A 22956-nucleotide genomic window follows, 5' to 3' on the forward strand; every position below is an offset into this window, starting at 1 on the left:
ACGAAGGAACGAGCAGGTCAGCGAACACGTCGTAGATCATTTACGGGACAACGCTTAGCCCGACCTCTCCGTCGATCGAGTGTAAGCCGCTGACTTCGAGATTCTGGAGCCGTTGAGTGAGTCGCTGCGTGACCAACTGCTCGTAGATTCCAGGGACTGGCTGTGATGCGCTGCTGGCTTCGGTCACGCTGTGGCCTCCGGTAAGTTGACACCTTGCGAAGTAGCAGGTGCCACTGACAAGGGGCTACTGATCTGTCTTCTGTAGTAATGCCGGCGGAAAGCCCATGACCTGATTTCTGGAACCTGATTCGATCACGTCGACGCTTCTCTGGCCAGGCCCACCGCCGGTGCAGCACGTTGGCTCTGCACCCCCTCGCCCGCCAGCACTGCTGGGCTGCCGACGCGAGCCGTTCGGTGCTGCATCACGTGCAGATGATTAGTAAAGCGGGCTTATACGAGGTCCGGGGTCCCGTGGCAGGTGCGGTATGGGGTGTTCGAGCCGCACCAGCACGGGGCGTTGCGGGCCGGGGGCCAGGTGGTGGCTCGGCCTCGTGCTGCCAGGGTGGTGGCGTACTGGGGGAGGAGGTCCGGGTCGGCGGGGGACACGGATTCCGATGCGGCGAACGCCTCGTACGACGGGACCGTGCCGCGCACGATGCCCAGGTTCCGGGTGCCCGTCGACGACAGGTCCCGCAGGGCCGACTCGATCGCGTTCAGGTGCGCCTCGTACGTCGGGTAGTCCGTCGTCAGCGCCGGGTACGCCGTCACCAGTTCGCGCAGCTCCTCCTCCGGCCAGTGCAGCATCGCCACCGGGAACGGGCGTGAGAGCGCCGTGCGGTACGTGCCCAGCTCGGCGCGCAGGCGGGCGATCTCGGCCCGGAGCTCCACCGGGTTCTCCGACCCCAGCGACCACAGCCGCTTCGGGTCGTGCAGCTCGTCCAGGGCGATCGGGCCGGCGTTCACCGCGTCCGCCGTGGCGTCCCACTCGTCGTGCGGCAGGCCCAGCATGCGGCGTACGCGGTGGCGGCCGGTCAGCAGCGAGTGCGCCGTGTACGGGATCTCCTCCGACGGGTCGATGAGGAGGTTCAGCGCGGTCGTGAACGCGTCGTGGGCCGCGTGGAGTTCGTCGTGGGATTCCAGGGCTTCCGCGATGATCTCCCACGGAGCCGCCTCGCGCGGGGCCGCGGCGCGGATGCCGTCGATGATCGCGCGGGCCTCCGCCTCATGGCCGTACTCCCACAGGTTGGCGGCCTTGAGGGCCTTCACCAGTGGCGGGTTGTCAGGGGTCTTCGCCAGGAGGTGGTCGTACAGCGTCGCCGCGCGGGCGCGGTCGCCGGACAGTTCCAGATGGGCGGCGGCCTGGAGGTACAGCGGTTCCTGGTCCTCGGGGTACTGGGCCGCGGTACGCAGCAGGCGCTCGGCTTCGGCGGTGTGATCGGCGTGATCGGCAGGCGTGTCGGGGCGCATGGTCCACACCGTACTGCTGTACGGGGTGCGGGCGAGAGGGGCTCGGAGCCATGAGGACCGAAGCGCGGCCGGGATTCCGGCCTGGCGCGGTGTGCGGCGAGGCCGCGCGGTGGCCGGAACGGGCTTGTCCGGCCGGTCTCGTCGGCGTGCGGCCTGCGGACGGTCCCTCGGAGTGTGGTGTACGTCCCTCCGGTACGGGTCTGGAGACTTGGCGGGGCAGCCCCTATCGTGCGCGCCGTGCGGGAGCGGAAGCGGCGGCGGAATCCGGTGGTGGTGCAGGGCGCCGCCCGGGGGCGCGCGGTGGCCGCGCGCGGGCTGTGGGTGGGCGCGGAGGCCGCGGTGACGTTCGGCGTCGTCGTGTTGCTCCTCGTCGTACACCAGCTGTGGTGGACCAACCAGCAGGCCCGCGACGGCGCCGAACGGAAGGTCCGGGCGCTGGAGCGGGAGTGGGCGGGCGGCGCGGGAGGCGAGCCGGCCGTCGCGCCCTCGATGCCGTCGATGCCGCCTCAGGAGGTGCCCGACGAGGCGGAGGCGGGGGCCGGCGGTGGGGCGGGGGAGGCAGCCGGGCCCGGTGGGGGTGGTGGTGACCGGCCGTCGCCGCGCGCCACCGGCCGTACGCCGTCGCCTCCCCGGTGGGACCAGGCGTACGCCATCCTCCGCATCCCGCGCCTCGGTGTCACGGCGCCCGTCGCGCGGGGCGTGAGCAAGGGCGGGGTGCTCGACAAGGGGTACGTCGGCCACTACCCGCACACCGCGCAGCCCGGCGGGGCCGGGAACTTTGCGCTCGCGGGGCACCGCAACACGCACGGTGAACCGTTCCGCCACATCAACCGGCTGCGCGCCGGGGACGAGGTGAGGGTCGAGACGCGGGAGGCGGTCTTCACGTACGTCGTCGACAAGGGGCTCGCGCAGACTTCCGCGCGCGACAGCGGGGTGATCGCGAAGGTGCCGAGGAGCGATGTCCGGGCGGGGGCCGGGTACCGGGAGCCCGGGTACTACCTGACGCTGACGACGTGCACGCCCGAGTTCACGTCCACGTACAGGCTGGTCGTGTGGGGGAAGCTGGCGGCGATGCGGCCCCGGTAGTTCTTGCGCGTGCCCTGCTGGCTGTGTGTCCCCTGTCCCCCTGTGTGACCCGTGTGACCTGTGTGGTGCGTGCGGCCTGTGTGACCTGTGGGGAACGTGCCTGGCGGGAGTACGATGATCGGACGTTCTGGGTAGGGCCGGGCTCGTGCCGGCAATGGTCGCATTGCCCTCTTTCGGCACGAGAGTTGAGGAGATCGCGCGCGTGCACGTCCGCCGGCTGCCTTCGTGGGCCTGGGTTGCCGCACTGACCGTGGCGGCCCTCGCGGCTGTCGTCGTACTGGGGGTCCAGGCCGACCGGTCGGTGCCGCCCGGCGAAGCGCCCTTCGCGTCGCGGCCCGCCGCGACCCCGTCGCCGCAGGCACGCCCGTCGACCCCGCCGCGCAAGCCGCCCCGGGCCGAAGTCCCGGCGAACTCGGGCGAGGGGACGCGCATCGTCTACTCGCTCGGGCAGAAGCGGGTCTGGCTGGTGGAGGCCGGTGACACCTCGCGCCGCTCGTTCACTGTCTGGCCCGGAACGGTGAACCCCGAAAAGGGCTCTCACCTGGTCTCCTTCCGGCGGCAGGCAGCAACAGGGTCCGACGGGGTGAAGATCGAGAACATCGTCTACTTCTCCACGAAGTCCGGGGTCTCCATCGCCTTCTCCAACGCCGTCGACGGCTCGTCGCCGGAGCCTGCGGCGGATGTGCAGACCGGTGGGATCCGCGTGCGCGCCGACGACGGTGACGCCATCTGGAAGTTCGCCGCTGTGGGCGCGGTCGTCTTCGTGGTCGATTGACCGCACGCGCGGCACCTCGGTGGTGGGAGGTGAGACGCGGACGGTGACGCCCGGTGGGAACTTGGGGGCCGTCTTGTGCGTCTGTCCTTACGGGCCCGTGACGCGACCTTGGCCCGCGGCCCGATGCTGAGGTGCCGGGTGCCGGGTGCCGGGTGCTTGGTGCCGGGGTTGGTTGTTCGTTCCGGCTTGCCCGGGGTGGCACCGGCGGGGGCGTTGTCAGTGCCGGGCCTTAGCATCGTGAGAAGAGTCGGACACCGGTCGAACGCCGGTTGGATGCTGGACAGGGAGAGGGAGGGATCATGATCAGTTGCTCCGCGCGACTGCTGCGCACGGTCGGTCTCGTCCTCTTCCTGTTGACCGAAGTCCTCCTCATGGAGAACGGCAGCTTCTCCGCCGCCGTCGCGCTCGCCGCCACCGCGGCGGCCGGCTCAGCCCTCACCGTCTGCGTGCTCCTCGCCGCCCGCTCCGTTCCCGCCGTGCCGCGCACGCGGGTCCGTACGGCGATACGGGACCGGGAGATACGCACCGCGTTCCTGCCCCAGCGCGATCCGGACGCGCGGGGGCGGACCAGGCCGCGTGCGCCGGGGCGTCGTCTTTCGACGACCCCCGCGTAGGGACACGCGCCGCTTCATTGGGCGCGTGCCGCGTGGATACGTAGTACGGCCTGCCGTGCTCGCGCCCCTGGTGCGACCGGATCGGCGCGCGTACCCGTCCACTCGCCCGCTCGCGTAGCCACCTGCCTGCCTCGCGTGGGTCGTCATGCCGATCTGTCTTCTCTCCCGGCACGACGAGACCCCCGGAGGGCTCACCATGTCCGTATTCGCCAATCTGGTCGCACGCCTCGCGGAACTGCTCGAACCGTTCTTCCACGCCTCGGCCGCAGCCGCCGCGATCGTCCTGTTCACCGCATGCGTACGACTCGCCATCCATCCCCTGTCGCGGGCCACGGCCCGCGGCCAGAAGGCCCGCACCAAGCTCGCGCCGCAGATAGCCGAGCTGCGCAAGAAGCACGGCAAGAACCCGGAGCGCCTCCAGAAGGCGATCTTGGAGCTGCACACCAAGGAGCAGGTCTCGCCGCTGTCGGGCTGCCTGCCCAGCCTGTTCCAGCTGCCGGCGTTCTTCCTGATGTACCACCTCTTCTCCAGCACACAGATCGGAGGCGAACCGAACGAACTGCTCGGCCACACCCTCTTCGCCAGCCCGCTCGGTGACCGCTGGACCGACGCGCTGGCGGACGGCGGGGTCTTCGGGGCGCAGGGGCTGCTGTATGTGGCGCTGTTCGCGATCGTGGCCGCGGTGGCCACGTTCACATACCGGCGCACCAAGCAGCAGATGGCGGCGTCTCCCGGCATGCCGGTCACGGGGCCGGACGGGGTGGAGCTGCCGGGTGCCGGAGCGATGGGTGCGATGGCCAAGGTGATGCCGCTGATGTCCTTCGCGACGCTGATCACGGTGGCCGTGGTGCCGCTGGCCGCCGCGCTGTACGTGGTCACCAGTACGACCTGGAGCGCGGTCGAACGTGCATGGCTGTACCGGGACGTTCCGGCTGGTGGGAGCGCTGTGGCTACTGCTCGGTAAGGGTCCAGTCCGTGAACGGGGTCTTGCGGACTGGACGTGCAGCTTGGAGGATCAGCCAATCCTCCGATGGCCGCACCCATCGGCCGGGGCCGAACGCGACTCTCGACCAGAGGAGACTGACCATGAAGCTGCTGCGTGTGGGAACGGCGGGTGCCGAACGTCCGGCGCTGCTCGACCAGGACGGGACGCTGCGGGATCTGTCCGGTCTCGTCACCGACATCGACGGCGACCTGCTCGCCGACGATGCGGCTCTCGGCCGGGTTCGCGAGGCTGCGGCGGGCGGCGAGCTGCCGGTGATCGACGACGCGGCGGGGACGCTGCGGGTCGGGCCGCCGTTGGGTCGTATCGGCAAGATCGTGTGCATCGGCCTGAACTACCACGACCACGCGGCCGAGACGGGTGCGGCGATACCCCCCGAGCCGATCATCTTCTTCAAGGCTCCGGACACGGTCGTCGGCCCCGACGACACGGTTCTCGTACCGCGCGGCAGCACCAAGACCGACTGGGAAGTCGAGCTGGCTGTCGTCATCGGGCGGACCGCGCGCTACCTGGACTCGGCCGAGGACGGCCTCGCGCACGTCGCCGGATACGCGGTCGCGCACGACGTCTCCGAACGCGAGTGGCAGATCGAGCGCGGCGGCACGTGGGACAAGGGCAAGAACTGCGAGACGTTCAACCCGCTGGGCCCGTGGCTCGTGACGGCGGACGAGATACCGGACCCGCAGGCCCTGGGCCTGAAGCTGTGGGTGAACGGCGAGCTGAAGCAGAACGGGACCACCGCCGACCAGATCTTCGCGGTGGGAGAAGTGGTCCGGTACGTCAGCCAGTTCATGACGCTGTATCCGGGTGATGTGATCAACACGGGTACGCCGGCGGGTGTGGCCATGGGACAGACGGAGCCGAAGCCGTACCTGCGGTCCGGGGATGTGGTGGAACTCGAGGTGGAGGGGCTGGGCCGCCAGCGCCAGGAGCTGAAGGACGCCTAGCCTTCGGCCGACCCTCATCACGGGAGGGGGAGGGGGCCGTGATGGTTCGGCGACGGTGAGGCTCGCCGCCGGCTGGCTGGCTGGTTGGCCTGGCCGGCCGGCCCGGGGGCTGGCCGACCGCCAGGCCGGCGCGCCGGACCGATCGCCCCGGCCCTCAGCGCCTGACCCCGCGCCCGGCCTTCAGGCCCTGACCCCGCGCCCGGCTCTCAGCGCCTGAACTGCTCCAGCGCCTCCACCACCAATGCGTGGTCGTCCGCCTGGGGGAGGCCCGAGACCGTGACCGCGCCGATCACGCCCGCGCCCTCCACCGCGATCGGGAACGATCCGCCGTGCGCCGCGTACACGTCCGGGTCCAGGCGGGACGAGTCCTCGAACGTCGTGCCCTTGGCGCGAAAGCGGGTGCCGACCCGGTACGAGCTCTCCGCGTACCGCTCCACGACCCGGCGCTTGCGGTCGATCCACGCGTCGTTGTCCGCGCTCGACCCCGGCAGGGCGCAGTGGAAGAGCTGCTGCGTCCCGCGCCGGATGTCGATCGCCACCGGCGCCTCGCGCTCCCGGGCGAGCCTCACCAGGAGGCTGCCGAGAGTCCACGCGTCCTCGTGGGTGAAGCGGGGGAGGACCAGCCGGTCCTCCTGGGCGGCCAGCTCGGCGAGGAGTTCGGCCGGCGTGGGCGGGGTGGGAGGCGTGGGGCCTGTCGACGTCATCGCCGCACCTCCACCGTCACGCCCTCGCGCGCCGACCGGCGCGCCGCCTCCAGTACGTCGAGCGCGGCGGCCGCCTGTGCGGCGGTGACCGGCGGAGCGGTGCCCGCGCGTACGGCGGCGGCGACGGCCGCGTAGTACGCCGGGTAGTCGCCCGGCAGCGTCGGGACGGGGCTGCCGCCACCCGTCGCCGGGGACTCGCCCGCACCGACGCGGCCCCACGCCGACTCCGGCTCCTCGCCCCAGCTCCCGTCCGCCGTCGGCCGCTTGCCCTCGCGCAGCGCGCCCTCCTGCGGGTCGAGCCCGTACTTCACATAGCCCGCCCGCGAGCCGAGCACGCGAAAGCGCGGGCCGAGCTGCGCGGTCGTGGCGCTCACGTACAGGTGGGAGCGCACACCGTTCGCATGCGTGATCGCGATGAACGTGTCGTCGTCCGCCTCCGCGCCGGGCCGGCGCACATCGGACTCGGCGTACACCCGCACCGCCGGGCCGAAGAGCACCAGCGCCTGGTCGACGACGTGGCTGCCCAGGTCGTACAGCAGTCCGCCGATCTGGGCCGGGTCGCCCGACTCGCGCCAGCCGCCCTTGATCTGCGGGCGCCACCGCTCGAAGCGCGACTCGAAGCGCTGTACGTCGCCCAGCTCGCCGGAGGCGATCAGCTGCTGGAGGGTGAGGAAGTCGTTGTCCCAGCGGCGGTTCTGGAAGACGGACAGCACCAGGCCGCGCTTCTCCGCGAGCGCCGCCAGGTCACGCGCCTCGGCGGCCGTGCCGGCCACCGGCTTGTCCACGACGACCGGCAGGCCCGCCTCGAGGGCGGCGGTGGCGAGCGGTACGTGCGTGTTGTTGGGAGACGCGACGACGATCAGGTCGAGTTCCTCCGCGCGCGCCCACAGCTCGTCGGCCGAGGCCGCGACGCGGACGCCGGGGTGCTCGCTGCGGGCCTGCTCCTGCCGCTCCGGGTTGGAGGTGACGACCGTGTCGAGGGCGAGGTCCTCGGTCGAGGCGATGAGCGGGGCGTGGAAGACGGAGCCCGCGAGGCCGTAGCCCACGAGTCCGACGCGCAAGGGGGCGCGGGTGTCGGTGCCAGTCATGACACCCACTTAAACAACGCTGTTGCCAAAGTGCAAGCGCAGTGGACAATGGGTCCGTGAACAGGAGCTATACGGGCGCGAACCTGCCGACGCTGCGCAGCCACAACGCGGCGCTGGTCCTCGACCTGCTGCGCACGGCGGGCGAGGCCGGCATCAGCCGCCTCGAACTCGCCGAGGGCACCGGCCTCACCCCGCAGGCCGTCAGCAAGATCACCGCCCGGCTGCGTGCGGAGGGCCTGGCGGCTGAGGCAGGCCGCCGCCCGTCGACGGGCGGCAAACCCCGAACGGTGCTGCGGCTGGTGCCCGACGCCGGGTACGCCGTCGGGCTGCACCTGGACCGCGACGAGCTGACCGGGGTCCTGGTGGACCTGGCGGGCACGACGGTCGCCGTGCGCAGGGCGCCGCTCGACCTGGGGGCGGACGCGGAAGTGGTGCTGGAGGCGGCGACCCGCGCGGTCGCCGCGCTCGTCCTTCCCCCGCCCGGGCCGGACGGGCCCACCACGCCGGGACCCGAGCGCGGCCTGACGCTGCTCGGGGTGGGGGTGGCCGCGCCCGGGCCGCTCGACCACGGCCGCGGGGTGCTGCACCGCGTCACCGGGTTCCCGCAGTGGGACGGGTTCGCGCTGCGGGACGTGCTGAGCGAGCGGCTCGGGCTGCCCGTGGTGGTGGACAAGGACACGAACGCCGCCGCGCTCGGGCTCGCGCTGCGCGCCCGCCCCGGCGGCGGGTCCTTCGCGTACCTTCACCTCGGTACGGGCCTGGGGTCCGGGCTCGTACTCGGCGGGGCGCTCTATCGCGGGGCGCGCACCGGGGCGGGCGAGTTCGGGCACCAGACGCTGCAACTGGACGGGCCGCCCTGCTCCTGCGGCGGTCGCGGCTGCGTCGAGGCGCTGTGCCTGGCCGCCGTCGCCGGTGGTGACCTGGCGGAGGCCGCGCGGGTGCTCGGGACCGGGGCCGCGAATCTGGTCGGGCTGCTCGACATCGACCGGGTGCTGCTCGGCGGCCGCGTCGTCGCCGCGGACGAGGAGGTGTTCGTACGAGGCGTGGAGGCGGTACTGGCGGACCGCGCCCGGCGTGAGGGCAGTGGGCCCGCCGTGCCGGTGGCCGCCGTGGCCGGCGACGGGCGCGCCGTCGCCGACGGGGCGGCGCAGCTCGTCCTCGCGCCGGTCTTCGGGCACGCGGACATCGCGTTCCCCGGCGCGGCGAGTGGAGCGGGCGCGGCAGAGGGGGCGAGCGGGGCGGACGGGGCGGCTGGAGGGAGCGGTGGGCCATTGGGGGGATTCCCTGCAGTCATATGAACGTATTGGGCGTGGCCTCCGGGGGTCCGTCGCGCGGCGGTGGAAGGGTCACTGGCGACTGACCGGGTGACCCGACCTGCAAAGGCTCCTCATGCGACTGCGCGATGCCCTCGCCCTCGGAGTTGCGGCAGCCTCGCTCGCTTCCCCGGCGGCCGCCGCCGCCTCCCTCGCCCCCGCTGACGCGGGCGCCGCCCACCGCGCCGCCTTCGGCGCCGGTTCCGGCGTACGCGCCGACGAGGAACCGGCCGGCGTACGCGCCGACGAGGAACCGGTAGGCGTACGTGCCGACGAGGGGCCCGCGGAGTACGCCGAACCCCTGCGCGCCGCCGCTCCGCACCTGCGACCCACCTGTGGCGACCCCGCCTCCCCCGACTTCCCCATCACCACCCGCCTGCGCGGCGGCCCCGACTCCTACCGAGCGGGTGGCGCGGCCGCTGAATGGTCGCTGGAGCTGACCAACACGACGGGCAGGAGCTGCCGCAACATCCACCCCGTCGTCGTCCTCATGGACGGGCGGCGACAACTCGAACCCGGCCAGGTGGAGCTGGCCTTCGAGGACAGCGCCGGGCGGTGGACCGACGTACCGATCGAGACCACCGACGAGGACGAGCACATCGGCGTCTTCGACGGCGGCGTCCCCGGCTTCACCGTCGGCGCCGACCGCACCGTCACCGTCAAGGTACGGCTCGGTTTCGCCGCCGGCGCCGCCCCCGGCCGCGCCGTCGTCACCGCCGCCGTCGTGCAGCGGCAGCCCGCCGACGGCGAGTGGGTCGGCGCGTCGAAGGACTACCGCTTCACCATCACGGGCCGCGAACCGGACGCCGACCCCGACCGCGAAGCCGAGGCCGACCCCGACCGCGAAGCCGAGGCCGACCCCGACCCCGGCCGGTCCCGCGACCCCGGGCGCGACCCCGAACCCGACGCCACGCTCGGGCCCCGCATCGGCGACGACGGTACGCCGCGCATCCGCGAGCGCCCCCACTCCCTCGCCATGACGGGCCGTGCCCCCGGGCCGCTCCTGGCGCTCGGGGCCACCGCCGGCGCGCTGCTCCTCGGCGGCGGGGTGCTGGTGGCCCTGTCCCGGCGCCGGTACGCGACGCCGACGCGCGGGAAGACGCCGACGCCCGGGAAGGGGCGTCGCGGCCGATGAGCGCCGATGGCTGACCGCACCCCCACCGGCGCCGGGCACGGCCGGGCCGTCGTACCGCTGGTGCGGATGGCGGCCCGGCGCCGCGACGAGGAACACCGGGCGGCGACGCCGCTGGAGCTGTTCTTCGACCTGTGCTTCGTCGTGGCCGTCGCACAGGCCGGAGGGCGGCTGGTGCACGCGGTGGCCGAGGGCGACCCGGGGCACGGGGTCACCGGGTACCTCTTCGTCTTCTTCGCCATCTACTGGGCGTGGGTCAACTTCACCTGGTTCGCGTCCGCCTACGACTGCGACGACGTCCCGTACCGCATCGCCACGCTGGTGCAGATCTCGGGCGTGCTCGTCCTCGCCGCCGGAGTCCCGCGCGCCTTCGACCAGGCCGACTACGGCGTCGCGGTCCTGGGCTACCTGATCATGCGGGTGGCGCTCACGCTCCAGTGGCTGAGGGCCGCGCACAACGAGACGGGAGCCGCACGTGCGGCAGCCCTGCGTTTCGCCGCCGGGCTGGTGGTGGTGCAGTTGGGCTGGGTGGTACTGCTGTTGCTGCCGGACGGGGCCTGGGTGTGGGGGTTCGTGCCGCTGGCCGCCGCCGAGCTGGCCGTTCCTGTCTTCGCCGAGAGCCGCCACGAGACCAGCTGGCACCCCCACCACATCGCGGAACGCTACGGCCTGTTCACCATCATCGTGCTCGGCGAGACCATCGCCGCCGCCACCGTGGCCGTGCAGTCGGCCCTCGACGAGTCGGCGGCGCTGGACGAGCTGCTGCCGATCGCGGCGGGCGGTTTGGTCATCGTCTTCGCCGCGTTCTGGATCTACTTCGCCGTGCCGATCCACGAGTACCTCCACTCGAACCGGCAGGCGTTCTTCTGGGGGTACGGCCACTACCTGATCTTCGGATCCGCCGCGGCGATCGGCGCGGGCATCGAGGTGGCGGTCGAGCAGGCGACCCACCACGCGCACATCTCCACGCTCGCGGCCTCCCTCGCCGTCACGGTGCCCACCGCGCTCTTCATGATCACGGTGTGGCTGGTGCACGCCCGCCACTTCAAGCGGGGCGCCGCCCAGAACCTGGTCCTGCTGGTGGGCGGGCTGCTGGTCCTGCCCGCCAGTTTCGCCGGGCACTGGGCCGTACCGCTGACCGGGCTGATCGCGGCGGGCACGGTGGCCGTGGGGGTGTACCTCGCCGTCCGGGGCGGCACGGGGGAGCCGGCCGGGCGGGCGACGGGCTGAGCGGGCGGCGGGTTGGCCGGGCGTTCAACATCGTCTGCGACCATCCAGGGCGTGGACTACCCGAAGGACTACCCGTACGCGCACGACCAGGACCCGGGGGCGCCGATCCGCTCCGGCGTCCCGGAGCACGGCCGCGTTCCCAAGTACTACGCCGTCAAAGCCCATATCGCCGCGCTGATCGGTGAGTTGGGGGAGGGCGGGCTGCTGCCGACCGAGCGGGATCTCGCCGTACGGTACGAGGTCTCGCGCGAAACCGTGCGGCAGGCGCTGCGCGAGCTGCTCCTGGAGGGCCGTCTTCGCCGGCAGGGGCGCGGCACGGTCGTGGCCGGACCGAAGCTCGAACAGCCCCTCGCGCTGGCGAGCTACACGGAGGGCGTACGCCGCCAGAACCGGCGGCCCGGGCGTCACCTCATCGGGCTCGACCGCTTCCCGTGCCCTGTGGCCCTCGCGGCCGATGTGGGGGTGGAAGCGGGGGATCCGGTCTGGCACCTGGAGCGGGTGCTGCTCGCGGACGACGAGCGGGTGGGGCTGGAGAGCACGTACGTCGCCGTGTCCCGCGTGCCGCGGCTGGACGTCGACTTCGAGCCGGATTCGTCCTTCTACTCCTACCTGCACGATCAGGTCGGGGTGTCCTTCGGCGACGCCGACGAGCGCATCGAGACGGTCCTGGCGACGCCGCGCGAGGCACTCCTGGTCGGTACGCCGCCGGCGCTTCCCATGCTCCTGATCCACAGGCTGTCGCGGGACGTGCGCGGGCGCCCGCTGGAGCGCGTCCGGACGCTGTTCCGGGGGGACCGGTTCAGCTTCACGGTGCGGTTGGGGGAGCGGGGATAGGGCGGCGGGCCCTGCGGTCGCGGGCGGGGTGCCGCTGCGCGGGCTTTCCCCGACCCGCCCTGCCCGAACCGGGGTGCTGTCCCGGATCCCGGTCCTCAAGCGCGGGACGGGCTGGGGGGTAACAGAAGAATAACGGGTCTAGGCCATCCTTGGGGGCCTGTTCACCGTCGCGTTGCCGGGTGGATCCGAGTGGGACACCCGTCCCGAGGAGCGTGGCCGCCGTGAGAGTCATAGTCGTTGGAGCCGGCGTCGTGGGAACCATGCACGCCTGGCACGCAGTGGAACGCGGCCACGAGGTCGTCCAGATCGAGCGCGAGACGGAGGCGCGCGGGGCCAGCCTCCGCAACTTCGGCCAGATATGGGTCAGCGGGCGCGCGGGTGGTGAGGAGCTGGAGACGGCCCTGCGCGCCCGCGAGCTGTGGGAGGGGATCGGCGCCCGCGTCCCCGGGCTCGGCTTCCGGGCCATCGGCTCGCTGACCCCCGTACGCAACGGTCTGGAGCTGGCCGTCGCCGAGGCCGCGCTGAGCCGGCCCGACGCGGCGGCCCGCGGCTACAAGCTGCTGACCGCAGAAGAGGCCCGCGCCCTGAACCCCGCCCTGCGCGGCGCGTTCGAGGCCGCCCTGTGGTGCGAGCGCGACGCCGCCGTCGAGCCCCGCACCGCCCCACTCGCCCTCAAGCAGGCCCTGCTGGCCACCGGCCGCTACACCTTCCTCGGCGGCCGCGAAGTACGGGAGGTCGTGGGACACAACGCCGTCCGCGACGACCACGGCGACGTGCACACCGGCGACGCGGTCGTCCTCTGTACGGGCGCCTGGCTCGGCGGGCTCGTCAAGGAGCTCGTCCCCGACCTGCCCGTACGCCGTGTCCGCCTCCAGATGATGCAGACCGAACCGCTCGGCGAGACCCTGACCACCTCCGTCGCCGACGCCGACAGCTTCCGCTACTACCCCGCCTACGCGAGCGCCGCCCTCGACGCCCTGAACGCCGGTCAGGCCCAGGACCCGACCGCCGCCGCGCACCGGATGCAGCTGCTCATGGTCCAGCGCCGCGACGGCGCACTGACCATCGGTGACACCCACGAGTACGAGCACCCCTTCGCCTTCGACGTCGTCGAGGAGCCGTACGAGCACGTCGCCCGAGTCGCCGAGTCCTTCCTCGGCCGCCCGCTCCCCAAGATCCGGCACCGCTGGGCGGGCGTGTACGCGCAGTGCACCGACACGAGCCGCGTCGTGCACCGCCAGCAGGTGCGCGAGGGCGTCTGGCTGGTGACCGGTCCCGGCGGGCGCGGCATGACGTGCTCCCCAGCGATCGCCGAAACCACCGCGAACGAACTGGGCTGGTGAACGCCACGATGAACGCCACGACGCACGACACGACGCACGACACGGTGAACGACCCCTGCACGGTCAAGCTGGTCGTCCTCGACATGGCCGGCACCACCGTCGCCGACGGCGGACTGGTCGAGCGGGCCTTCTCCGCCGCCGCCGAACGCCTCGGTGTCGTACCGGGATCGGCCGATCACGCGGTGAAGCTCGACTACGTACGCGCCACCATGGGCGAGTCCAAGATCTCCGTCTTCCGGCACCTCTTCGGGGACGAGGCCGAGGCCCAGCGGGCCAACGCCGCGTTCGAGGAGGCGTACGGCAGCCTCGTCGACGCCGGGCACATCGCGCCCGTACCCGGCGCCCGCGAGGCCATCGAGCACCTGCGCTCCGACGGCCGGCGCGTCGTCCTGACCACCGGCTTCGCCCGCGTCACCCAGGACGCGATCCTCGACGCCCTCGGCTGGCAGGGGCTCGTCGAACTGACCCTCTGCCCGGCGGACGCGGGAGGCCGGGGCCGCCCGTACCCGGACACGGTGCTCGCCGCCCTGCTGCGCACGGGGGCCGCCGACGGGGTGCGGGAGATCGCGGTGGCCGGGGACACGTCGTACGACATGCTCAGCGGCGTCCGATCCGGCGCGAGCGTCGTCGCGGGCGTCCTGACCGGTGCGCACGACCGCGGGCAACTCCTCGCCCACGGCGCCACGCACGTCCTCGCGTCCGTCGCCGAGCTGCCCGATCTGCTGGCCGGGGAGGGGCGATGACCAGCGGCATCCGCTTCGAGGACGTCTCGGTCGCGTACGGCGGCACCACGGTCCTCGACGCGTTCTCCCTGACCGTCGAGCCGGGCGAGGTCATGGCCCTGCTCGGCCCCTCGGGGTCCGGCAAGACCACCGCCCTGCGCGCCGTCGCGGGGTTCGTGCGGCCCGCCGCCGGGCGGGTGTTCATCGGGGACCGCGACGTCACCGGGCTGCCGCCGCACCGGCGCGGCATCGGCATGGTCGTCCAGCAGTACGCCCTCTTCCCGCACCTGCGCGTCGAGGACAACGTCGCCTTCGGCCTGAAGGCGCGGAAGGTCAACAAGGGCGAGATCCCCGGGCGGGTCGCCGAGGCGCTGGAGATGACCGGCATGGCGGCGTACGGGACGCGCTACCCCCGCGAGCTGTCCGGAGGCCAGCAGCAGCGCGTCGCCATCGCCCGGGCGCTCGCCGTCCGGCCCGGCGTGCTGCTCCTCGACGAGCCGCTGTCGGCGCTGGACGCGCAGCTCAGGTCCGGGATGCTGGCCGAACTGGCCCGACTGCACCGCGAGTTGCCGGAGGTGTCGATCCTGTACGTCACCCACGACCAGGTCGAGGCGCTGACCCTCGCGGACCGCATCGCCGTCATGGACAAGGCGCGGCTCCAGGACTGCGGTACGCCCCGGCAGTTGTACCGCAGGCCGAGGACCGAGTTCACCGCGTCCTTCGTCGGCAACGCGAACCTGCTGCCGGTCGCGGTCGGCGGCGCGGGCGTCTCCTTCGCCGGTACGCCGCTGAAGGTCGACACCGGGGGCGCGGCGAGCGGTTCGACGGCCACCTTGTGCGTACGCCCGCACCTCGTCGGTCTCGGCGACGGCCCGAACGCGCTGCGGGGGACGATCACCGAGGTCCAGTGGCGCGGCGCCACGCACCGGCTGTACGTCGACGTCGGCGGCCGGCGCCTCAAGGCGGACCTGCGCGAGCTGCGCGAGACGCCGGAACTCGGCGCCGAGGTCACCCTGCACTTCGCACCCGAGGACGCGGTGCTGCTGGGGGCGGGGGTGACCTCCGATGGCTAGCGCGGACGCCGTGCCCGCGGGCGGCGGGGGAGGAGTGCGCACGGCCTCCACCGGTGCCGGTGCACGCGGCGGCACCACCTCCGCGGGCGGGACCCGGAGCGCGGACCCGCGCACCGACGGCGCCCCACCCGCGCCGTCCGACGCCCCCGTGCCCCACGCCGACGCCGCCGCACCCCGAGGCCCCCGTTCCGGAGCCGGCGCAGCCCCGGGCAGCCGCCCCGGCCCGCCCGCAGGCGCGCCGGTCCGGGCCGTCCCCCGGTGGGTGTGGGCGCTGCCGCCCGTCGGTGTGCTCGCGCTGTTCTTCCTCTATCCGCTGGCCCTCGTCGTCCAGCAGTCCCTCTCGCCCGACGAGGGCGGCACCTCTGTCGAGCCGTACGCCGAGGTGTTCGCCTCCGAGGCGTTCCGGGAAGCGCTGTCGACCACTGTGTGGCTGGCCGTGGGGGCCACTCTCGGGTGCCTCGTCCTCGGCTTCGTCCTGGCCCTGGTCATCGCCTTCATACCCTTCCCCGGCGGCCGGGCGGTAGCCAAGTTCATCGACGTCTTCCTCTCCTTCCCGTCGTTCCTGATCACGCTCGCGCTGCTGTTCGTCTACGGAACGGTCGGGATGGCCAACGGGCTGTGGACGGACGTCACCGGCGCCGCCGAGGGGCCCTTCCACTTCCTCACCACCCCCTGGGGCGTGCTCCTCGCCGAGATCACGTACTTCACGCCGTTCGTGATGCGCCCGCTGCTCGCCGCCTTCTCCCAGCTCGACACCGCGCAGCTCGAAGTGGCCTCGTCGCTGGGCGCCAGGCCCGCCCGGATCGTCCGGCAGGTGATCCTCCCCGAGGCGCTCCCGGCGCTCGCCGCCGGCGGCAGCCTCGTCCTCGTCATGTGCCTGAACGAGTTCGGGATCGTGCTCTTCACCGGCGCCAAGGGCGTCACGACCCTGCCGATGCTCGTCTACAGCGAGGCGATCCTCGCGTCCGACTATCCCGCCGCCTGCGTCGTCGCGGTCGTCAACATCGCGATCTCCGTGGGCCTCTACAGCCTCTACCGGGTGGTGAGCCGCCGTGTTGGTGCATAGCCGTACGGGGAGGTGGGCGGCCTGGGCGCTCTTCGTCGTCCTGTTCGTGCCGCTCTTCGCCCTGCCCCTCCTCGTCATCCTCGCCGCGTCGTTCTCCACCCACTGGTCCGGCGCCTTCCCCTCGGGCCCGACCGCGGGGCACTACACCGCCGCCGTACGCGGGGAGTCGCTGCAGGCGCTCACCACCAGCCTGGTCACGGCGCTCACCGCCAGCCTCCTCGCGCTGACCGTGGGAACCTGGGCGGCGCTCGCCGCCGCCGCGCTCGGGCGCGGCGGGAAACGGGTGCTCGACGCGCTGTTCATGCTGCCCGTCGCCGTGCCGTCCGTGGTGGTCGGCCTCGCCGTGCTCGTCGCGTTCTCGCAGCCGCCCCTGCTGCTCAACGGCACACGCTGGATCGTGATCCTCGCGCACACCGTGCTGGTCACGGCGTTCGCCCACCAGTCGGTCTCGGCCGCCGTCCGGCGCCTGGACCCGATGTACGAACAGGCGGCCGCGTCCCTGGGCGCCCGCCCCTCGTACGTCCTGTGGAAGGTGAAACTCCCGCTCCTGCTGCCGTCGCTCAACGCGGCCGCCGGGCTCTGCTTCGCCCTGTCCATGGGCGAACTGAGCGCCACCATGATGCTCTACCCGCCCGACTGGATGCCGCTCCCGGTGCGGATCTTCACCGCCACCGACCGCGGCTCCCTGTTCACCGGCTCGGCAGTCGCCGTCGTCCTCATGGCCACGACGCTGCTCGTGCTGCTCGCGGTGTCCCGTATCCGCACCAAAGCCTCGTACCGCTAGGAGAAGTGAGACGTCATGCCCCGCAACCCCCGCACGCTCGCACAGCCGGCCGTCGCCGTCTGCGGCAGCCTCGTGCTCGCCGCCTCCCTGTGCGCCTGCGGCGGCTCGTCCGCCGCCTCCGACGAGAAGACCGTCACCGTCTACAGCGCCGACGGCCTCAAGGGCGAGAACGGCGACGGCTGGTACGACCGGGTCTTCGCCGACTTCGAGAAGAAGACCGGCATCAAGGTCGAGTACGTCGAGGGCGGCTCCGGCGAGATGGTGCAGCGAGCCGTCCGCGAGAAGTCCAACACCCAGGCGGACGTCGTCGTCACCCTGCCGCCCTTCATCCAGCAGGCCGACGAGAAGGGGCTGCTGCAGAAGTACGTTCCGCGGGGCGCCGACAAGGTCGCCGCCGCCGACAAGGCGCCCGACGGCACGTGGACGTCCGTCGTCAACAACTACTTCGGGTTCGTTCACAACAAGAAGGTGCTGAAGGAGGCCCCGAAGACCTGGGAGGACCTCCTCGACCCCGCGTACAAGGACAAGCTCCAGTACTCCACGCCCGGCGTCGCGGGCGACGGCACCGCCGTCGTCATCAAGGCCATGCACGACTTCGGCGGCAAGGAGCCGGCGATGGCGTACCTGAAGAAGCTCCAGGCCAACAACGTCGGCCCGTCCTCCTCCACCTCCAAGCTCGCCCCGAAGGTCGACAAGGGCGAGATCCTGGTCGCCAACGGCGACGTGCAGATGAACTTCGCGCAGTCCAAGTCGATGCCGAACCTGGGCATCTGGTTCCCGGCCAGGGAGGGCGGGAAGCCCACCACGTTCGCGCTGCCGTACGCCGCCGGTCTCGTCACCAGGGCCCCGCACGGCGAGAACGGGAAGAAGCTCCTCGACTTCATGCTCACCGAGGGCGCGCAGCGACAGGTCAGCGAGATCGGCGGCGGCTTCCCGGCGCGTACGGACATCGAGGCCACGGACACCAACGCCACCGAACTGGCGGGCGTCATCAAGGGCGTTGAGATCTTCGAGCCGGACTGGCAGGACATCGGCGCCCACTTCGACGACTACATCGACGCCTGGAAGTCGGCCACCGGAAGCTGATCAGTAACCACTCGGCCAAGCCCGGCTGCGAGGGTCTGGACCGGTCACCGCTGTCACGCAAAGGTAACGGGTCTGGTCCAGGTCCGGACCCTCGTCCTTTTCCTTGGAGGATCACATGTCCCGAGGCATACCCAGACGTTCCGTCCTCGCTGCCGGTACGGCAGCCGCCGCCGTCGCCGCCACCGGACCGCTCGGCGCCACCCCGGCCGCCGCCGCCACTGCCGCACCCACCCTCCCGAACGGCACCAGCCTTGACAAGGTGCTCGTCATCGGAATGGACGGCCTGCGCCACGACCGGATCGACGCCGCCAGGGCCCCGCACCTCAAGTCCCTGATGGCGAACGGCACGTACGGCACCTCGCTCCTGTACGCCAACCCCATGGCGGCCACCTCGTCCGGTCCCGGCTGGTCGACCGTCTCCACCGGGGTCTGGCCCGACAAGCACGGGGTGAAGGACAACACCTTCACCGGCAAGAACTACGCCAAGTACCCGGGCTTCCTGGCCCGCCTGGCCCAGGTCCGCCCCGGCCTCTCCACCTACGCCGCCGTCGACTGGAAGCCCCTGGACGCCCAGGGCACGGTCACCCCCGGCGCCGACGCGAAGCTCGTACTCGACGGTGACGCCGACGGCTACACCGGCCACGACGCGACCATCGCCGCCACCACCGAGTCGGTCCTGCGCGACCAGAACCCGGACGTCCTGTTCGTCTACTTCGGCCAGACCGACATCGTCGGCCACAGCTCGGGTGCCGCCAGCCCCAAGTACCTCGAAGCGATCGACGTCCAGGACGGTTACGTCGGCCGCCTCCTCGCCGCGATCAAGGCACGCCCGACGTACGCCTCCGAGCGCTGGACCGTCGTCGTCACCACCGACCACGGCCACGCCGACGCCGGCGGCCACGGCGGAAGTGCCATCGAGGAGCGCCGTACGTTCGTCCTCGCCCAGGGCCCCGGGATCGCCGCCGGCTCCCGGCCCGTCGACACGCGCCTCGTCGACGTCGCCGCCACCGTCTTCAAGCAGCTCGGGATCACGCCCGACCCCGCCTGGGGCCTGGACGGCAAGCCCGTCCAGGAGCGGTCCGCAGACCCCTTCGACGCCCTGTACCCCTCACTCTCCGGGCGGGTCGACGAGACCGGCATCCCGGCCGGGGTCCTCGGCTTCACGCACACCGCGCCCAGCGGCTGGTCGGTCATCAACAACGCCATGGGCACGGGCGGCACGACCGAGTGGCGGGGCTGGTCGTTCGCCACCGACGAGTTCTGGTCCAGGACCCAGCGCGACCAGTCCCGCGAGCTCAACGTCCGCGCGCGCGGCGTCTTCGCGGTCGCCGACTCCGACGAGTGGGCGGACAAGACCTTCTCCGGTACGTACGACTCGACGCTCGTCACCCCGGCGTACTCCGTCGGCGGCAAGAGCACCGTCACACTCGGCTTCACCACCTTCTACCGCCAGGAGGGCAGCCAGAGCGCCCGGATCCTCGCCTCCTGGAACGGCGGCACACCGGTCGCCGTCCGGTCGTACACGGCGGACGTGGTCTCGCAGCCCCAGTCGCTGACCCTGAACGTCCCGTCCGGGGCCACCAGCGTGGGCTTCCGCTTCCACTACACCGGCAGCAACAACTGGTACTGGGTGATCGACGGGGTCAAGATCACAGCAGCCTGATTAGGCTGGGGGCGCCCGGACGGTGTGGTCCGGGCGCCCCCAGCGTTGTTTTGCGTACGGCAGGAGTCCGGCACATGGCAGAGCGCAAGCCGATCGAATCATGGCTGACCGACATGGACGGCGTCCTCATCCACGAGGGAACGCCCATCCCCGGCGCCGATGCCTTCATCAAGCGGCTCCGCGAGTCGGGCAGGCCCTTCCTGGTGCTGACGAACAATTCGATCTACACCGCCCGCGACCTGCACGCCCGCCTGTTCCGCATGGGCCTGGACGTGCCGGTCGAGAACATCTGGACCTCGGCGCTCGCCACCGCCCGGTTCCTCGACGACCAGCGGCCCGGCGGCACGGCGTACGTCATCGGCGAGGCGGGACTGACCACCGCGCTGCACGACATCGGGTACGTCCTGACCGACCACGACCCCGACTACGTGGTGCTGGGCGAGACGCGCACGTACAGCTTCGAGGCCCTCACCAAGGCCATCCGGCTCATCAACGACGGCGCCCGCTTCATCTGCACCAACCCGGACGAGACCGGCCCGAGCCGGGAGGGCCCGCTGCCCGCCACCGGAGCCGTCGCCGCGCTCATCACCAAGGCCACCGGCAAGGACCCGTACTTCGCGGGCAAGCCCAACCCGCTGATGATGCGGACCGGGCTCAACGCGATCGGCGCCCACTCCGAGACCAGCGCGATGATCGGCGACCGGATGGACACCGACGTGCTCGCCGGGCTCGAAGCGGGCATGGAGACGTTCCTGGTCCTCACCGGCCTGACCGGTCCGGCGGACGTCGACCGCTACCCGTTCCGGCCCTCGACGATCGTCGACTCGATCGCGGACCTCGTCGACCGCGTCTGACCGGCCCCCTCGTCCGTCGCACGGCGGTCTCCAGGGGCCCGTACGGCCCAGTGACGGGCCTCTGGAGATGCGGAAACGGCCCGTACCGGTGAATCTTCCTAGTACCAGGAGGTTCACTATGCGCTCAATACAGCTCGCTCTGTGTGCCGGTGCGGCCGTCGTGGCGGTCATGGCGCCCGCGGCCGCGGCACACGCCGCCCCCACCGAGAACGACGGCGAGGGACGGGTCCTCGTCACCCCGTCCACCATCGCTCCGGGAGGAGAGGTGGATCTGCGCGTCGACGTGTGCCGGGGCAGACACGCCACCGGTACGTCCGACGCCTTCGCGGCGCCCGCCCACTTCAGCCCCGCCGCCGACCGGGGCGACCTCTTCGCCGAGGCCCGCATCCGGTCGGACGCCGAGGCCGGCGACTACGAGATCTGGGTGCGGTGCAAGGACGGCGGCCAGGCCAACGGCACCGTCACGGTGGTCCACCACCACAAGCCCACGCACCACCCGACCCACCACGCGACCCCGATCGCGCCCGTCCACGCGGGCGGCGGCGGCACGGCCGAGACGGCCGCGACCGAGGAGGGCGGGCCCGGGACCCCGCACACGGTGATCGGTCTCGTGCTGGCGGGCGTGGCGGCGGTGGCCGTGGCGTTCCGGAGCGTGCGTCGTCGCCGTACGGACTCGGACTGACATGTCCGCCGAGGACCGCCCGGCCGGTGGCGGCGGACGGCTGCTGACCGGCGTCGCGTGGGCCGTGCTGCTGCTCGGCCTGTGGCTGTGGGGCCGGGAGATCACGGACGGCAGTTCGGCGCCCACCACCGGAGACGTGGCCGCCGTCGGCCGCCCGCTGGGGACGCCGCTGCCCCCCGCGCACGCACCCGTCGAGGGCGCGGCGCCGCGGCACGTCACGGTGCCCTCCATCGGCATCACGGCCCCGGTCGTGCCCCGCGGACTCGACGCGTCGGGCGCCGTCGACCCGCCGCCGTACCACCAGCCGTCGAAGGTCGGCTGGTACGAGGGCGGAACGAAGCCCGGCGCCCGGGGAGTCGCCCTGCTCGTCGGTCATGTCGACACCGAGAGCAAACCGGCCGTCTTCTACGGTCTGAGCGCCGCCCGCCCCGGCGAGAAGGTACGGCTCGCGCGGACCGGCGGAGAGACCTTGGAGTTCACCATCGACGACATCCAGGTCTTCACCCGCGAACGCTTCGACCCGCAGAAGGTGTACGGCCCCCGCGAGAGCGACCGGGCGGAGCTGCGCCTGATCACCTGCGGGGGAACGTACGACAAGAAGGCCCGCACCTACACGGCCAACGTCGTGGTCTCCGCCTACCTGACCGGTACGGGCAAGAGCTGACCGGCGGGCCGGGACCGGCCCGCCCCCGGCGGGCGCACGGGCCGGCCGGCCGCTCCTAGGCCGCCACCGGCGTTGCCGCCGGAGCGGTGCGGCCGGCGGCGCGCAGGCCCAGCGCGCCGAAGACCCCGGCGAACACCGCCCACAGCACCGCGTGCGAGGCCAGCGACAGGACGCGGAAGTCCCACAGCAGCGTCGCCGCCACCGGGACCTCGTCCGGGTTGCCCGGCAGTGCGAAGAGCACCGCGAGCGTCGCGACCCCCGTGAGGGCCACCGCGACCTGCCGCACCGGGAGCGACCGGTCCGCGAGGCGTACGTACACCTGCCACGCCAGCACCATGCCGAGGACGCCGATCACGACGGCGGCCAGCCACAGGGCCTGGCGGTCGGCGACGGTGCCGGAGTCGCCCACGCCCGGCGGGTTCGCCGGATAGCGCAGTCCCGGCAGCAGCGAGACCGCGACGAACGCGGCCGCGCCGAAGGCGAGGGCACGCTGCCACGGCCGGTCGGCGAGGCTTGTCCGGCGGTGCACCAGGGCGTACGCGAGGGCGAACAGGACGCCCAGCGCGAGCCCGGCGGCGACCGCCGTGACGACCAGGCCGAAGTGCTGGGTCGAACGGGAGAACAGTTCCTCGTGGTGCTGGACGGCCGTGGCCGCCGCACCGTGCGCGTGTTCCTCGGCGGAGCGTGCCTCTTCCAGGCGGATCGCACGGTCCATCAGGGGCTCGGCGAGCAGGAGCGAGAAGAGGCCGGCGGCAAGACCGGCCGCCCCGCCCGCCGCGAGTCCGCGTCCGAGCAGGGGGAGTACGGGTGTCGACATGGTGCGTAC

23 protein-coding genes are annotated in these 22956 nt (G+C 72.4%); 19 read left to right on the plus strand and 4 right to left on the minus strand.

Going from position 1 to position 22956, the window contains the following annotated elements; genetic code table 11:
• Positions 1 to 450: 450 nt before the first annotated feature.
• Positions 451 to 1467, minus strand: a complete 1017-nt coding sequence (locus tag IE185_RS29600) for an SEC-C domain-containing protein (RefSeq protein ID WP_138899441.1) — start codon at positions 1465 to 1467, stop codon at positions 451 to 453.
• Positions 1468 to 1704: 237 nt separating this feature from the next.
• Here IE185_RS29600 and IE185_RS29605 point away from each other — a divergent pair, with 237 nt between their 5' ends.
• From IE185_RS29605 to IE185_RS29625, 5 genes are all read left to right on the plus strand, one after another.
• The gene (locus tag IE185_RS29605) at positions 1705 to 2553 is read left to right on the plus strand and encodes a class E sortase (protein WP_373303775.1); all 849 of its coding nucleotides are present in this window, start codon (positions 1705 to 1707) and stop codon (positions 2551 to 2553) included.
• A gap of 154 nt (positions 2554 to 2707) precedes the next feature.
• Positions 2708 to 3328: a hypothetical protein gene (locus tag IE185_RS29610; protein ID WP_138898625.1), complete on the plus strand. Its 621-nt coding sequence runs from the start codon at positions 2708 to 2710 to the stop codon at positions 3326 to 3328.
• Positions 3329 to 3627: 299 nt separating this feature from the next.
• A complete protein-coding gene (locus IE185_RS29615; RefSeq protein WP_138898626.1) occupies positions 3628 to 3942 on the plus strand; it encodes a DUF6412 domain-containing protein in 315 nt (104 codons plus the stop codon).
• A gap of 196 nt (positions 3943 to 4138) precedes the next feature.
• The gene (locus IE185_RS29620) at positions 4139 to 4906 is read left to right on the plus strand and encodes a YidC/Oxa1 family membrane protein insertase (RefSeq protein WP_138898627.1); all 768 of its coding nucleotides are present in this window, start codon (positions 4139 to 4141) and stop codon (positions 4904 to 4906) included.
• Positions 4907 to 5028: 122 nt separating this feature from the next.
• Complete coding sequence (locus IE185_RS29625) at positions 5029 to 5892, plus strand: fumarylacetoacetate hydrolase family protein (RefSeq protein WP_138898628.1); 864 nt, start codon at positions 5029 to 5031, stop codon at positions 5890 to 5892.
• 206 nt (positions 5893 to 6098) lie between these two features.
• Here IE185_RS29625 and IE185_RS29630 read toward each other — a convergent pair whose 3' ends face one another.
• The gene (locus IE185_RS29630; RefSeq protein ID WP_189716368.1) at positions 6099 to 6596 is read right to left on the minus strand and encodes a heme-degrading domain-containing protein; all 498 of its coding nucleotides are present in this window, start codon (positions 6594 to 6596) and stop codon (positions 6099 to 6101) included.
• Entirely contained in the window at positions 6593 to 7684 is a 1092-nt protein-coding gene (locus IE185_RS29635) for a Gfo/Idh/MocA family oxidoreductase (RefSeq protein ID WP_138899439.1), read from the minus strand. Before IE185_RS29635 ends, IE185_RS29630 begins: the two co-directional genes overlap by 4 nt.
• Positions 7685 to 7740: 56 nt before the next feature.
• Here IE185_RS29635 and IE185_RS29640 point away from each other — a divergent pair, with 56 nt between their 5' ends.
• The 14 genes from IE185_RS29640 to IE185_RS29705 all read left to right on the plus strand — a co-directional run bounded on the left by IE185_RS29640 (position 7741) and on the right by IE185_RS29705 (position 22130).
• Complete coding sequence (locus IE185_RS29640; protein ID WP_189716370.1) at positions 7741 to 8982, plus strand: ROK family transcriptional regulator; 1242 nt, start codon at positions 7741 to 7743, stop codon at positions 8980 to 8982.
• Positions 8983 to 9073: 91 nt separating this feature from the next.
• Positions 9074 to 10132: a hypothetical protein gene (locus IE185_RS29645; protein ID WP_189716372.1), complete on the plus strand. Its 1059-nt coding sequence runs from the start codon at positions 9074 to 9076 to the stop codon at positions 10130 to 10132.
• A 6-nt stretch (positions 10133 to 10138) separates the two neighbouring features.
• Positions 10139 to 11359, plus strand: coding sequence for a low temperature requirement protein A (locus IE185_RS29650; RefSeq protein WP_229843764.1), 1221 nt, complete (start codon positions 10139 to 10141; stop codon positions 11357 to 11359).
• 51 nt (positions 11360 to 11410) lie between these two features.
• Positions 11411 to 12193, plus strand: a complete 783-nt coding sequence (locus IE185_RS29655) for a GntR family transcriptional regulator (protein ID WP_189716374.1) — start codon at positions 11411 to 11413, stop codon at positions 12191 to 12193.
• Between the two features lie 221 nt (positions 12194 to 12414).
• The gene (locus IE185_RS29660) at positions 12415 to 13536 is read left to right on the plus strand and encodes a TIGR03364 family FAD-dependent oxidoreductase (protein ID WP_138898995.1); all 1122 of its coding nucleotides are present in this window, start codon (positions 12415 to 12417) and stop codon (positions 13534 to 13536) included.
• Positions 13537 to 13544: 8 nt separating this feature from the next.
• Entirely contained in the window at positions 13545 to 14279 is a 735-nt protein-coding gene (locus IE185_RS29665; RefSeq protein WP_138898997.1) for a phosphonatase-like hydrolase, read from the plus strand.
• Positions 14276 to 15331, plus strand: coding sequence for an ABC transporter ATP-binding protein (locus IE185_RS29670; protein WP_138898996.1), 1056 nt, complete (start codon positions 14276 to 14278; stop codon positions 15329 to 15331). Before IE185_RS29665 ends, IE185_RS29670 begins: the two co-directional genes overlap by 4 nt.
• On the plus strand, positions 15324 to 16397 hold the full coding sequence (locus IE185_RS29675; protein ID WP_308432832.1) for a 2-aminoethylphosphonate ABC transporter permease subunit: 1074 nt from the start codon (positions 15324 to 15326) through the stop codon (positions 16395 to 16397). Before IE185_RS29670 ends, IE185_RS29675 begins: the two co-directional genes overlap by 8 nt.
• The gene (locus IE185_RS29680; protein WP_138899056.1) at positions 16384 to 17181 is read left to right on the plus strand and encodes an ABC transporter permease; all 798 of its coding nucleotides are present in this window, start codon (positions 16384 to 16386) and stop codon (positions 17179 to 17181) included. The genes IE185_RS29675 and IE185_RS29680 overlap by 14 nt, the downstream gene beginning before the upstream one ends.
• A 15-nt stretch (positions 17182 to 17196) precedes the next feature.
• Positions 17197 to 18267, plus strand: a complete 1071-nt coding sequence (locus IE185_RS29685) for a 2-aminoethylphosphonate ABC transporter substrate-binding protein (RefSeq protein ID WP_138899055.1) — start codon at positions 17197 to 17199, stop codon at positions 18265 to 18267.
• 115 nt (positions 18268 to 18382) lie between these two features.
• The gene (locus IE185_RS29690) at positions 18383 to 19930 is read left to right on the plus strand and encodes an alkaline phosphatase family protein (protein WP_189716376.1); all 1548 of its coding nucleotides are present in this window, start codon (positions 18383 to 18385) and stop codon (positions 19928 to 19930) included.
• Positions 19931 to 20004: 74 nt separating this feature from the next.
• Complete coding sequence (locus IE185_RS29695; RefSeq protein WP_138896554.1) at positions 20005 to 20784, plus strand: HAD-IIA family hydrolase; 780 nt, start codon at positions 20005 to 20007, stop codon at positions 20782 to 20784.
• Between the two features lie 118 nt (positions 20785 to 20902).
• Positions 20903 to 21466 (plus strand): hypothetical protein, encoded by a 564-nt coding sequence (locus tag IE185_RS29700; RefSeq protein WP_138896553.1) that lies wholly within the window; start codon positions 20903 to 20905, stop codon positions 21464 to 21466.
• A gap of 1 nt (position 21467) precedes the next feature.
• Positions 21468 to 22130 carry a class F sortase gene (locus IE185_RS29705; protein ID WP_138896552.1) on the plus strand — a complete coding sequence of 221 codons (663 nt, stop codon included), beginning with the start codon at positions 21468 to 21470 and terminating at the stop codon, positions 22128 to 22130.
• A 55-nt stretch (positions 22131 to 22185) separates the two neighbouring features.
• Here IE185_RS29705 and IE185_RS29710 read toward each other — a convergent pair whose 3' ends face one another.
• The gene (locus IE185_RS29710; RefSeq protein ID WP_138896551.1) at positions 22186 to 22947 is read right to left on the minus strand and encodes a CbtA family protein; all 762 of its coding nucleotides are present in this window, start codon (positions 22945 to 22947) and stop codon (positions 22186 to 22188) included.
• Between the last annotated feature and the right edge of the window lie 9 nt (positions 22948 to 22956).

Origin of the sequence: Streptomyces chryseus, assembly GCF_014650755.1 — a bacterium.
Lineage (GTDB): Bacteria > Actinomycetota > Actinomycetes > Streptomycetales > Streptomycetaceae > Streptomyces > Streptomyces chryseus.